Source organism: Terriglobus sp. 2YAB30_2, from assembly GCF_052114765.1.
Lineage (GTDB): Bacteria > Acidobacteriota > Terriglobia > Terriglobales > Acidobacteriaceae > Terriglobus.
Genome location: NZ_JBFRFJ010000001.1, coordinates 437,012 through 449,438, shown reverse-complemented (window position 1 = coordinate 449,438; position 12,427 = coordinate 437,012). Strand labels below are relative to the sequence as shown.

13 protein-coding genes and 1 riboswitch are annotated in these 12,427 nt (G+C 60.0%); of the genes, 5 read left to right on the top strand and 8 right to left on the bottom strand.

Translation table 11 applies throughout. The features are described 5' to 3' along the window. Positions 1-60: 60 nt before the first annotated feature. On the bottom strand, positions 61-342 hold the full coding sequence (locus tag AB4Y89_RS01735) for a MoaD/ThiS family protein (RefSeq protein WP_147647950.1): 282 nt from the start codon (positions 340-342) through the stop codon (positions 61-63). Between the two features lie 73 nt (positions 343-415). Next, on the bottom strand, positions 416-1,696 hold the full coding sequence (gene thrC / locus AB4Y89_RS01730) for a threonine synthase (RefSeq protein ID WP_442299190.1): 1,281 nt from the start codon (positions 1,694-1,696) through the stop codon (positions 416-418). 115 nt (positions 1,697-1,811) lie between these two features. Next, positions 1,812-1,917: riboswitch (SAM riboswitch) on the bottom strand. Positions 1,918-2,057: 140 nt separating this feature from the next. Between thrC and AB4Y89_RS01725 the strand changes: the two genes are divergently transcribed. After that, entirely contained in the window at positions 2,058-3,518 is a 1,461-nt protein-coding gene (locus tag AB4Y89_RS01725; protein ID WP_442299189.1) for a peptidase M18, read from the top strand. Positions 3,519-3,801: 283 nt separating this feature from the next. Here AB4Y89_RS01725 and AB4Y89_RS01720 read toward each other — a convergent pair whose 3' ends face one another. Both AB4Y89_RS01720 and nuoI read right to left on the bottom strand, forming a co-directional pair. Next, entirely contained in the window at positions 3,802-4,122 is a 321-nt protein-coding gene (locus tag AB4Y89_RS01720) for a hypothetical protein (RefSeq protein WP_442299188.1), read from the bottom strand. 74 nt (positions 4,123-4,196) lie between these two features. After that, positions 4,197-4,700 carry an NADH-quinone oxidoreductase subunit NuoI gene (gene nuoI, locus AB4Y89_RS01715; protein ID WP_442299337.1) on the bottom strand — a complete coding sequence of 168 codons (504 nt, stop codon included), beginning with the start codon at positions 4,698-4,700 and terminating at the stop codon, positions 4,197-4,199. Positions 4,701-4,742: 42 nt separating this feature from the next. Between nuoI and AB4Y89_RS01710 the strand changes: the two genes are divergently transcribed. Further along, positions 4,743-5,285: a hypothetical protein gene (locus AB4Y89_RS01710; protein ID WP_442299187.1), complete on the top strand. Its 543-nt coding sequence runs from the start codon at positions 4,743-4,745 to the stop codon at positions 5,283-5,285. Here AB4Y89_RS01710 and AB4Y89_RS01705 read toward each other — a convergent pair. Genes AB4Y89_RS01705 through AB4Y89_RS01695 form a run of 3 tightly spaced genes read right to left on the bottom strand, consistent with a single transcriptional unit; the run spans position 5,269 to position 7,405 of the window. Then, complete coding sequence (locus AB4Y89_RS01705; RefSeq protein WP_442299186.1) at positions 5,269-5,706, bottom strand: NUDIX hydrolase; 438 nt, start codon at positions 5,704-5,706, stop codon at positions 5,269-5,271. The genes AB4Y89_RS01710 and AB4Y89_RS01705 overlap by 17 nt on opposite strands. After that, positions 5,703-6,353, bottom strand: coding sequence for a nitroreductase family protein (locus AB4Y89_RS01700; RefSeq protein ID WP_442299185.1), 651 nt, complete (start codon positions 6,351-6,353; stop codon positions 5,703-5,705). Before AB4Y89_RS01700 ends, AB4Y89_RS01705 begins: the two co-directional genes overlap by 4 nt. A 50-nt stretch (positions 6,354-6,403) precedes the next feature. After that, complete coding sequence (locus AB4Y89_RS01695) at positions 6,404-7,405, bottom strand: hypothetical protein (protein ID WP_442299184.1); 1,002 nt, start codon at positions 7,403-7,405, stop codon at positions 6,404-6,406. Between the two features lie 122 nt (positions 7,406-7,527). On the opposite strand from AB4Y89_RS01695, the gene AB4Y89_RS01690 reads away from it, so the two are divergent. Further along, positions 7,528-8,271 carry a hypothetical protein gene (locus AB4Y89_RS01690; protein WP_442299183.1) on the top strand — a complete coding sequence of 248 codons (744 nt, stop codon included), beginning with the start codon at positions 7,528-7,530 and terminating at the stop codon, positions 8,269-8,271. Positions 8,272-8,345: 74 nt separating this feature from the next. Here AB4Y89_RS01690 and AB4Y89_RS01685 read toward each other — a convergent pair whose 3' ends face one another. After that, positions 8,346-8,513, bottom strand: a complete 168-nt coding sequence (locus AB4Y89_RS01685; protein ID WP_442299182.1) for a hypothetical protein — start codon at positions 8,511-8,513, stop codon at positions 8,346-8,348. Between the two features lie 201 nt (positions 8,514-8,714). Here AB4Y89_RS01685 and uvrA point away from each other — a divergent pair, with 201 nt between their 5' ends. Next, the gene (gene uvrA, locus AB4Y89_RS01680) at positions 8,715-11,534 is read left to right on the top strand and encodes an excinuclease ABC subunit UvrA (RefSeq protein ID WP_442299181.1); all 2,820 of its coding nucleotides are present in this window, start codon (positions 8,715-8,717) and stop codon (positions 11,532-11,534) included. Next, complete coding sequence (locus tag AB4Y89_RS01675; protein WP_442299180.1) at positions 11,531-12,421, top strand: CPBP family intramembrane glutamic endopeptidase; 891 nt, start codon at positions 11,531-11,533, stop codon at positions 12,419-12,421. Before uvrA ends, AB4Y89_RS01675 begins: the two co-directional genes overlap by 4 nt. Positions 12,422-12,427: the final 6 nt, after the last annotated feature.

Here is a 12,427-nt window from a genome sequence, read left to right as displayed (position 1 = left end):
CAACAAAAGCAAAAGCCCGCCGGACGGCGGGCTTTCTTACTTCATGCAGAGAACGAATTCCTACACACACCCACCGGCGATAGACGGAATCAGCATAATCTCATCTCCGTCCTCAAAGGTATGCGTCTCGCCGCCCAGAAAGCGGATGTCCTCATCGTTCACGTAGACGTTGATGAACGGGCGCAGCTTGCCCTGCTCGTCCTTGATATGCGCTCCCAGCGCCGGGAACTTCACGCCCAGGTCGTCGACCAGGCCCGGCAGGTTGGTGGCAGCGGAATCAACCTTCTTCACGCCATCAGTGTGGCGGACAAAGGCAGTCGGCAAAAGTACTTTGATTGACATTTGAATCTTCCCTGCTCTTTCTGTTTCTCGTCCACCTGAGCCACAGCTCAGCGAACTGAGCCTTAGCTCAGCATTACTGAGCCACCAGCTCGGCCTCTTCCGCGGGCAAACCATCCAGCTCCCGTAGATAAGCGTCGAACTCGGCCAGCCGCGGCTTCACCGCGCGTCCGATGTCATAGCGGCCCTGCAGCACATCCGTCGTCTTCAAGCCGTTGCCCGTGATGCAGACCACCGTGGTCTCGTCCTTACCGATGCGGCCCTGTGCGAAGAGTTTCGCGGTCACCGCAGTGGTTACGCCGCCTGCCGTCTCCGTGAAGATACCTTCGGTCTCTGCCAGCTCCTGAATGCCGGCGACGACTTCGACGTCGGAGACATCTTCGCCCCACCCGCCGGTATCGCGGATTAGACGAGCCGCGTATGGGCCGTCCGCCGGGTTGCCGATCGCCAACGAACGGGCGATAGTGTTCGGTTTCTGCGGCTCGTGACGCTCAAGATTGTTCTTCACCGCGTGGGTAATCGGCGAGCAGCCCGTAGCCTGCGCTCCGAAGAACTTCACGTGCTTTGCCTCAACGATGCCGAGATACACCAGCTCGTCGAAGGCCTTCTTGATCTTGCGGATTAGCGAACCGCCGGCCATCGGCACCACGACGTTGTCGGGCAAACGCCAGCCGAGCTGCTCGGCGATCTCATAGCCCATCGTCTTCGAACCCTCAGCGTAGTAAGGCCGCAGGTTCACGTTGACGAAGCCCCAGCTGTACTGGTCGGCGATCAACGAGCACAGACGGTTAACATGGTCATAGTTGCCGTCAATGCGCACCAGCCGCGCGCCATAGATCAGCGTATTCAGAATCTTTGCCGGCTCAAGGTCCGCCGGAATCAGGATGCAGCTCTTCAAGCCCAGGCGGGCGGCCTGCGCTGCCACTGAGTTTGCCAGGTTACCGGTCGAGCTGGCGCCGACGGTGTCAAACCCGAAGTAGCGGGCATTGGCCAGCGCCACGGCGACGACACGGTCCTTAAAGCTCAGCGTCGGGAAGCAGACGGCATCGTTCTTCACGTAGATGTCGGAAGCGCCGAGACGCTTGCCCAGATTGTTGGCCTTGACCAGCGGGGTGAAGCCAACCGGGAGATCGGGCTGGAAGCCTTCAGGAATAGGAAGCAGCGCACGATAGCGCCAGATGCTTGCCGGCCCGGCAGCGATGGACTCCCGGGTCACGCTGCCCTTCACCACATCCAGGTCGTAAAAGACCTCAAGCGGCGAAAAGCACTCATCGCAGACAGAAAGCGGCTGGTTGCCATAGCTCTTGCCGCACTCTTTGCACTTCAGATCGTAGGGCGCACACGCACCGGAAGACATAGGGCCTTGCTCTCCATGTGGAGGAGGGCTTTACGTGTGACTGTCTCTCTGATTGGCGCTCTTAACTCAGGAACGAGGAGGCGCGGGGTGGGAACTTGCAACTTTCCTACTCCGAATCTCATGTTCCCTGTCGCCAGGAGAGAGTTGACACCGGTACGCCTTTGTTCTGTCCGGTTGTCGTGGTGTCACAGGGCTCGTCCCTCAACCACTCTTCATGAAATTCGCGCTTGCCCTTGCGGGCTAGCTTGAATGTATTGTTTGTACCACGCCATCCGCCTCCAGACAAGCCATGGCAGCAGTCAACGGCGGCTAAGTGCATTGAATTGCAGGAAAACCACCCTTTTCGGTTTATTCTTCCGCCATGGTGAAATTCCTGGTTCGCACCGTAGCCTTCGCGGCCATAGCCGCTGCTTTTGCGTCCGTGGCCACGCTTCCCCTCGCCGCGCAGGAGACCCCGTTGAACCCGGACGGCAAGGTCGCCGCCAAGTCCGCCTGGCTGACGCTTACGCCCCAGCAGAAGTCCGACGTCTTCGCTTTTGCCGCCCCCTACAAGGACTACCTGCGGCACGCCAAGAGCGCCGGCCTCTCGACGGCGGAGTTCCTTCGTCTGGCCAAAGCAGCAGGGTTCACCGAGTTCACGTCTCCCTCACAGATCAAGCCTGGCGCCAAGCTCATCTTCGACAATCGCGACCGCTCCGTCGTCTTTGCCGTCATCGGCTCCGACTCGGTAGAAACGGGCACACGCATCGTCGCGACTCATCAGGACTCTCCACACCTGAACCTGAAGTCTCGTCCGGTCGTCGGAGCTCCAGGCTCGGTTGCGCTACTGAAGACCACGCTCTACGGCGGCATCAAAAAGTACCAGTGGTCGAATCTTCCACTGGCACTGGTCGGCCGCATCGACGCCACAGATGGCCGGCACCTGCAGGTAAATATCGGCTTTGCTCCTGGCGATCCTGTCTTCGTGATCGCCGACGCCGCGCCTCACTCCGACTCATTGCTCCGCACACGCACCTACACCACCGTCCTCGCAGGTGAGGAGATGAATCCGGTGGCCGGTTCGATTCCCAGCGAGAAGAACTCCGTTGCCGACCAGGTCATGGCCGCCCTGCGTACGAAGTTCAATATCAAGGACGAGGATCTGGTTGCCGCTGAGCTGGAGCTTGTTCCAGCAACTCAGCCGGCCGATGTCGGTATCGACAATGGCCTGACCGGAAGCTGGGGCCAGGATGACAAAGCGCTCAGCTATGCGGCGTCACGCAGCATCTTCGACCTGAAGGGCACGCCGAAAAAGACCGCGATGGTCTACGTCACCAACTTCGAAGAGGTCGGCTCCATCAACAACACCGGCGCAAACTCGCAGTTCCTCGATACCGTCTTTACGGAGCTGATGGACGCGCAGAAGAAAGGTGCTTCAGCACTCGATGTCCGTCACGCGCTGCGCAATGCCGCTGTCCTCTCAGCCGACTGTAATGACGGCGTGAATCCCCTCTTTCCTGGTAACTCGGAAGCATCGAACGCCGCGGTCGTCGGCTATGGCGTAACTATCAAGCGCTACGGCGCAGGCTTCGATCCGAACGCGGAATTCACTGCCCGCATCATCGCGCTGCTCGACAAGAACAACATCACCTGGCAGACGCAGACACCGCGTGTTGAAGTCGGCGGAGGAGGCACTATTGGAGGCTTCCTCTCGGCGCGCAATATGGAAGTGTTGGACGTAGGCATTCCACTGCTCAGCATGCATGCAACCTATGAGATGAGTTCGAAGGTAGACCACTGGTCCATCTATAAGTTCTTTGGCGCCTTCTATGGAATGGAATAAGCGATAGCAGCTTACCCTTTGTCATTTCGCGGCGTTCGGGGTCCCAGCCGGCTTCACTGGTTGGGGTGAAGCGATAGCGAAGAACTCTGCTTCTCGCGTTCGGGAGCACTAGTTTGAGGCCAGTTAGGCGTCTTCGGTATTCCTTACCAACCCCAACTTCGTGAGCGCCCACTTCAGAGAATAAGTTCTCTGGAGCCCCGAGGCGGGGCACCTGGGCAATGAAATCGAGAAAACCGAGTTCTCCGCTTCGCTCCGAAATGACAAATCAAAGTCAATGGCCGGCCTAATTCGGCTTGATGATCTCTTTCACACCCTCTACAAAGCTCTTCGGATCGAACTCCGTCCGCAGAATCTCATCGGGACAATCCGTCATCAGGGCCACGCGCCAGTTGCACACGAAGGCTATAAGCTGCTCAGGCTGCGCCGCCCTCAGCTCACTACAGAGCGCTTCAGCTTCGGCGATACCGCGCTCACCTTCCACATCAATCAACACGAGGTCATAGTGCTTCTGCCAGAAGCTCGAGCGTCCTTCCTCCGTGCTAATGACCGAATCCACCTCATAGCCTGAGAGGCGCAAAATCTGATCGCGCAGGGGACGCAGCATGTCCCGTTTGCAGACATGCAGAACAGCTTTCCGGTGGGGGGAATCCATAAGGGAGGCCTTTCGCAATGGCAGCGTCAGGCCAGGACTTCGGACTTCTCTTCTGCGGATCCAGTATGAGCGGGAAGCGCCGGCATAGGCACCAGCATATCTTCCTTACGCATCACAAGAGTGGTGGCGTTCAGGCTGGCAAGTTCAAAGCCATGACCATGAGTAATTGCGTCCGTTGGGCAAGCCTCAACGCAGTACCCGCAGAAGATGCAACGGTTGTAATCGATGTTGTAGACCTTGGCGTACCGCTCCGAAGAGCTGATACGCTTTTGCTCCGTGTTGTCCGCCGCTTCGATAAAGATGCAGTTAGAGGGGCAGGCGGCAGCGCACAGGAAGCATGCCACGCACTTCTCCAGACCGTTCTCGTCACGCTGCAACTGGTGCTTGCCGCGGAAGCGCTCCTGGAACTGAGCGCCGCGCATCGGTCCGGGACCGTCGGGGTAGTTTTCTACCTCGGTGGGCTGCAGCATTTCCTTGAAGGTGATGCTCATGCCTTTGGCAATCGCGGCGACGTTGCTGACGATGGACATGGTTTGAGTATATGCCACACGGGGGTTACGCTGGTATCCGCTATGCGCCCAGTCATCCTTGCTCTCGCCTGCGTTTTCATCGCCTTGCCCGTCTTCGCCGAGACCGCAGCCCAGACCACGCAGCAGCCTGCAATGGCCCATGCGCACGAAGCCACCACTCCCTCTACCTCACTGACAGTAACCGGCCCGACCGGCAAGGTACTGAAGGTGTCGCCGGAAGACCTGAAAGCCATGCCGCACAAGTCTGTAGAGGTCTTCAACGAGCACAGCAAGGCGAAGGAAACCTACACCGGTGTTCCTCTCACGGACCTGCTGAAGCAGGTTGACGTGCCTACTGGAGAGAAGCTCCGCGGCAAACTCTATCTGTTGGGAGTCATCGTAGAGGGCACAGATCACTATCGCGTGCTCTATTCTCTGGCGGAGGTAGATTCCGCCAACCACACCGGCGATGTCCTGGTCGCCGACCAGATCGATGGAAGGCCCATTGCCACCGACGGAGCCTTCAAACTGGTCTCGACGGAAGAGAAGCGGCCCGCGCGCTGGGTGCGGAACCTGACCGCCATCACCGTCAAGGCTGTCGAGTAGCTACCCGCTCCAACACTTCGAGCGTGAATTGCGCGACCGCGATCTCGCCTCGTAGAACAGAATCCAGGGGAAACCATGCCGCGTCTGCGGCGTCATCTCCGCAAAGCAGCTCACCTCCTGTGAGCTCGCAGAGGAAGTCCACCAGGACGTAGTGATACCGGACGCGTTCTTCTTCGCGGAAGATCCGTTCCAGGGTCTCCGCATGCCGCACAACACGGACGTCCAGCCCGGTCTCTTCCCTGACCTCGCGGACCACCGCGGCTTCCAGGTGCTCTCCCAGCTCCAGCCGGCCGCCTGGCAACGACCACTCGCCCTTGAGCGGCTCGCGTCCGCGCCGCACCAGCAAGACGTTGTCGTTCTGAAAGACGATAGCTCCTACCCCAACGACAGGAGCGCCGGGGAACTCGCGTGTGTCGCTCATTTCAGCGGTTTGCCAAACTCTTCGCAAAAGACTGTATGCGAGAACGGGAAGCGGCCGCCATTGAACTTGTCGGGCCCCTGTATTCGTCCAAGCGCCAGAACGGCGACAACCCAGTAGCTCATGGGCAGGCGTAGAACCTCATGCACTTTATCCTGCTCGAAGCCTTCCATCGGAGCGGTATCGTAGCCCAACACCTCGGCCATCAGCAGCATGTGCGTGAAGGCCACCATGACCTGCTTGTTTAGCCAGCCATGCATCTGGTCAGAGTTGAACTCGGTGAAGTAGTGCGGAATGCTCTCTCGCGATGCGGCGGCCAGGCTCTCGGACATGCCACCGCGAAGCCCGGAGTTGATTACGTCATCCAGGTCCTTACGCCAGGCGTCCGCATCGCCGCAGGCGACAATCACCGCACTGGCCTCTTCCACTTTGGCCTGGTTGAAACACGCTCCGCGCAGGCGGCGCTTCTGCTCCGGCTGCTGCACGACGATGAATCGCCAGGGCTGCAGGTTATAGCTGCTGGGGGCCTGCAACCCCGCTTCCAGAATCTTCCGCAGATCGTCCTGCGGAATCGGCTCACCGTCAAAGCTCTGGCTTGCACGGCGCTCGCGAATCGCCTGGGCGAGTGATTTGATTTCGGCGCGGCTCATACGTTCCTGTTCTTCTGCTCCCTCAAAAACGTGGCCGTGGCCCGTACTGCTCAGCGCAGGTTCTCCATCGGCTCCTCGGTAGCGAATGGGCTTGCCCCCGGAGACTCCGATGATACCCAGACTCCATGAAATGCTGAACGAAGCTCAGGATACGCGAGGACGAGCGTTCGTGCAGCCTCGGAGTTTCGTTTCCGCGTAGCCGCGGCATCACCGGCCGTGTCTACCTTGAGGTGTACGACCAGATCCACCTTCTCTTTGCTGGAGCTATCGTCGAAACCGAAGCCCGTAATCCGATACTCCGTCCCATCGGTCGCGCGCAGTACCAGCGGCTGGTCCGCCGAAACCCCTTTCTGCAGCACCGGCGGCGCGGCGGTCGACGCCTCCGTCTGCAACTTCTCCAGATGGGTGCTGCTCACGAACCCTACCGGCTGCAACAGTGCGGCAGCCTGCTGATAGTACAGCCACGCATTCCACGGCTGGTTCTGTTTTGCCATTGAGCGCGCCGTTGTCCAGTAGTACAGGCCGTCTTTACCGGCTGAGGTCGCAGCCTTAGGGAACAAGCCGGCAAGCTTCCACCCGCTCTCGTCGCGCAGCAGCATACTGATTTGCCATGGGTTAGGACCGGATGCATTGACAAGAGCAAAGGCGTACTTGCCCGCCGGCAGTCCTGCAATCGAGAAATCGGTCTCCGCCGAGCTCTGGTTCAGCGTGCAGAAAAACTGTCCCGTAGCTGCAGACCCATCTGAATTTGGTTTTAGAGAGGTAGCGTCAAGAAGCCACACGCTCTCCACCGCCAGCGCCGCGCCTTTCAATTTCGGGGCCGTATCCCCGGTCAGCGACGCCAGGGCTGCGAAATTGCCCGCAAGCTGCGCACTGCTGCGGGTCTTGATCGACGCCGCGTCATTTGCCTGCAGAGCGGCAGCCAGAGTGCGGGCCGCCGCGGCAATGCCGTCGCGCTCGGCCGCCTGCATCTGAGACTGGGTCGTGCACGTCTCTGCCGTCAACGGACCGGCGACCAACAGAACAGCAAACAGCGCAGACAAACGCTTCATTTCGGAACCCCGCCCGCGAATCTTTCGGCCATTGTCTCCAGCCAGTCCACGGCATTGATAGTCTAGTGGAATAGACGCGAAATGCGCCCGTTTCGCAGTCGATGAGCGTCTAATCCCTGTATATGCCGCGCAATCCTACTGTTCCCGGCGTTTTTCTCGTCCTTCTGGCCGCCTCTGCCCTCTCTGCGCAGGCACAACAGAAGCCATCTGCCACGCTACCGGCTACGCCGCCAACATCTCTTGCACCGGCTCCCGCACCTCAGGCCACGCCAGTCCCGCCTGCGGAGCCGCCGTCCATCACCAATGACAACGGCACCCTGACGGTAAAGACCCAGAATTCCAGCCTGAACCAGATTCTTCGTGAGATCTCCCGCAAGACCGGAATGAGCATCACCGGAGGCGTCAGCGAAGAGCGGGTCTTCGGCACCTACGGCCCCGCTCCAGCCGGCGAGGTTCTGCGCCAGTTGCTCGACGGCACCAAGAGCAACATGCTCTACCAGGAGGCCACGGCGACCGCTCCGGCACACCTGACCCTTACCGCCCGCCAGGGCGCGGTAACGCCTCCCAACGTCTTTTCGGCGACTGCCGATCGCTCCGGGAACAACGAGGACGAGCCGGTTATTCCCCGGTCCGATGCTGTACGCCCGGGGCCCCAGCCGGGTCCCTTCGGCTACGGGCAGCAGCCACAGCAGCCATCCGGACAACAAGATGGCTCACAGCCCCAGCAATCTCCGTCCGACTCCTCTACCCCGGACTCGAATACTCAGCAGCCGCAGCAACAGCAGCAAACGCCGAACGGTGTGAAGACACCGGAGCAGCTTCTGCAGCAGCTCATGCAGATGCGCCAGCAGCAAACTCCGAAATAGCTAAAGCCGAACAGAAAGAAGAAGGGAGCCCCAAGGGCTCCCTTCTTCTTGTTGAAAGAATTTTTCGAAGCCTCTTATCCGGCGATCGTCCGTGCCGGCGCCGCGGAGACACGTGTCGCCGCAACCGAACGCGAATGAACCCGGAAGATGGCGAACAATGCCTGGCAAATGCCATAAGCCAGCAGAACACCTGCTGCCAGCGATGCCAGAACCGCACACAGAATCATGACTGATGTCACCACGACCACTCCCCGCTGAGCGCACATCGCGCTTTCAGCGTCTCTATTATTTCAACACATCGCCACAGTGCAAGCCTGACGTTGCACTTGCTGTTGATGCTTCAGATACGCAGTATTCCCAATCTGGGTTGCCTGACCTAGGGCGTGTCAGGCCGCCGGAGGATGTACTCTAGAGTTTTGCGGCCTGCCCGCGAATCGGCGCCTATGAGCATCACTCACATTACGGTCCGCGGTGCTCGTCAGCACAACCTGAAGAACATCTCTGTCTCCATTCCTCGCAACACCCTGACGGTCGTAACCGGGCTCTCGGGTTCGGGAAAGTCGTCTCTAGCGTTCGACACCATCTACGCTGAAGGCCAACGGCGTTACGTTGAGACTCTTTCGGCCTATGCCCGCCAGTTCCTCGACCAGATGGAGCGCCCGGACGTGGACGCCATCGAGGGGCTGTCCCCGGCTATCTCCATCGAGCAGAAGACCACTTCCCGCTCGCCCCGCTCCACCGTCGGCACCATCACCGAGATCTACGACTATCTGCGCCTGCTTTACGCCTCAGTCGGACAGCCCCACTGCCCGCAGTGCGGCCGCCCGATCAGCCGGCAGTCTGCCGACCAGATCGTCGAGCGCATCGTCGCTCTTTCGCCGGGAGAGCGCATCACCGTCTTTGCCCCCATCGTCCGCGGCCGCAAGGGCGAATTCCGCGAAGAATTGGAAGCCTTAGACCAGCAGGGCTTCCGCGCCCGCATCGACGGTGAAATCACTGAGATCACCGAGGGCATGCGCCTGGAGAAGCGCAAAAACCACACGGTAGAGGCCATCGTCGACCGCGTCATCCTGAAGCTCGGCCCCGACGGCAAACCCGACACCCGACGTCTGGAAGCCTCTGTCGCGAAAGCCCTGCAGATGGCTAACGGTCTTGTTTTGATCGGGATAGCAGGCATGAACGAGACGCTGTACTCCTCCTCTATGGCTTGCCCGGAGTGCGGCATCAACGTTCCGAAGCTCGAACCCCGCAGCTTCAGCTTCAACTCCACCTACGGCGCCTGCCCCGAATGCCATGGCCTGGGCTCGATCTACGATTTTGACCCGGCTAAGACCATCACTGACTGGTCTAAACCGCTTCTGGACGGCGCCATGGGGCCAGGATCGGCCTCGCAGTACCTGCTGAAGCTGATCAAGCTGGCTGCCGAAAAATACAAGATCGACCTGAAGAAGCCCTTCGAATCGTTGCCGGACGCCCATCAGAAGCTGCTTCTCTACGGCCCGCCGAAAGGCGAGACCAGCCGCACCGGCTTCCACGGCATCCTGGCCTACCTGCGCGATTCGCTCGAAGAAACCAAGTCTGAGGGCTATCGCGAGTACATGATGCAGTACATGTCGGCGAGCATGTGCCCCGTCTGCAAGGGTGCTCGTCTGCGGCCAGAGTCGCTGGCTGTGCGGGTTGATGGGCGATCCATCGCCGAGTTCACGTCACTCTCGCTCGACGGGGCGCTCGATACAGCGCGGAACTTCAACTTCACTGGCCGCGAACGCATCATCGCAGACCGTCTGCAGCGCGAGGTCATCGAGCGCCTGGAGTTCCTGAACGCGGTCGGCCTCAGCTATCTGTCGCTGGATCGCTCTGCAGCGACTCTCTCCGGCGGCGAGGGCCAGCGCATTCGTTTAGCGACCCAGATCGGCTCGCGCCTGCGCGGTGTGCTTTACGTACTGGACGAGCCCTCCATCGGCCTGCACCAGCGCGACAACCAGCGCCTGATCTCTGCACTTGAAAGCCTGCGGGATATCGGCAATACCGTCCTGGTCGTCGAGCATGACGAAGACACCATACGCAAGGCCGACTACGTCATCGACATCGGCCCCGGCGCCGGCAAGAACGGCGGACATCTCTTACTGCAGGGAACTCCGCAGCAGATGATGGAAGACCCGCATTCGCTGACCGGTCTGTATCTATCGAACCAGATCGCCATCTCCGCCCGCACGGAGCCACGCCCCCTGACCGGCAAGTGGGTCGCCGTGGAGGGCGCCCGGGGCCACAACCTGAAGGATGTCACCGTGAAGGTCCCGGTCGGCATCATGACGGTGGTGACCGGCGTCTCCGGCTCGGGCAAATCGACCCTGATCAACGACACGCTTTACCGCGCCCTGGCGCAGAAGCTCTACGGCAGCCGCGAAGAGCCCGAGCCATACAAGTCGATCAAGGGTTTCGACGAGTTCGATAAGGTCATCCAGATCGACCAATCCCCTATCGGACGATCTCCCCGGTCCAATCCGGCGACGTACACAGGTGTCTTTACCGCCATCCGCGACCTCTTCGCTATGTTGCCGGAGTCGCGCGAGCGCGGCTACAAGCCCGGCCGGTTCAGCTTCAACGTGCAGGGCGGCCGGTGCGAGGCGTGCCAGGGCGACGGGCAGCGGCGCATCGAGATGAATTTCCTGCCCGACGTCTATGTGCAGTGCGAGGTCTGCAACGGCCGCCGCTACAACCAGGAAACACTGGCGGTGAAGTTCAAGGGCTATTCCATCGCCGACATTCTCGAGCTGGCGATTGAAGACGCGCTGCCCATCCTGGAAGACATTCCCAACGTCAAAACCAAGCTGCAGACGCTGGTCGACGTTGGCCTTGGCTACATCCATCTGGGCCAGTCCGCAACGACGCTTTCGGGCGGCGAGGCACAGCGTATGAAGCTGGCCCGCGAACTGTCCAAACGGCAGACCGGACGTACGATGTATATGCTCGATGAGCCGACGACCGGCCTCCACTTCGACGATGTCCGCAAGCTGCTGGAGGTGCTGCACCGCCTCGCTGACCTTGGCAATACCGTCCTGATCATCGAGCACAACCTCGATGTCATCCGCAACGCCGACTGGATCATCGACATGGGACCCGAAGGCGGTACAGGCGGTGGCACCGTCGTGGCTGCCGGCACGCCATCTGAGGTCGCAAAGGTCAAAGGATCGCATACGGCCGGATTCCTGATGCGCTACTTCGCACCGGCTGCGAAACCCGGAAAGAAGGCCAGGAAGTGAGCGAAATAGACAAGGACCGGGCGGAAGAGAACTTCCGGCGTCTGGAAGAAGCTCTGCAGGAGCGGCTTCCGGTGGTCCGCCAGCCACATCTTGGCTACGGCGTCGCCTTTGCTGCTTCTGCTTTCCTCTTACTGATAGTCGCAACTCTGGTCCTGTCAGCTGTCATTGGAAGCCACGACGGCAAGCTACAGAGGGATAGCTTCGAGAAAATCGCGAGTCTGCCTCGCATGTCCGTTTATGCCATGGGGATCGGCTATCTCGGCACCTTAGTCTGGAGCTTCTTTCTTTACCCTCACTTCTGGAAGCGGCCCTACTTCGATGTGCTGCAGTGGAACTTCGCGGCGGTACGCCGTTACTGGCCGCTCCTGCTCACGGGCGGAGTAGGCCTATCCATCGCAGCGGGAATTGCTGAGCGCTTCGTCTCTGTACCGGACACTGCGCCGATGAATGCCTTCTTCAAAGATCGCGCCGATCTATGGCTGATCACGATCTTCGGCTCCACTGTCGCACCGTTCTTTGAAGAGATGATGTTTCGAGGCTATTTCCTGCCTGGCGTAGCCATCGCCTTCGACTGGCTGCGGCTTGAACGCTCGGATGCAGCCCGCGCTCACTGGGAATCGAGCAGCACAGTCAGCCTGCAGGCTGTGATCTTCTCGGGCATCTTTACCAGCATTGGATTTGCTGCCCTGCATGCCACTCAGCTAGCTAACACCTGGGGTGCGGTGTTTCTTCTCTTCTGCGTCAGTTGCGTTCTTACCGCTGTCCGCGTGCGGTTGAACTCTCTGGCTGCCTCTACGCTTCTACACGCTTCGTACAACGCCACGCTCTTTATGGTGACTTTCATTGCTACCGGCGGTTACCAGCATCTGGAGAAGCTGCAGCGGTAGGCATCT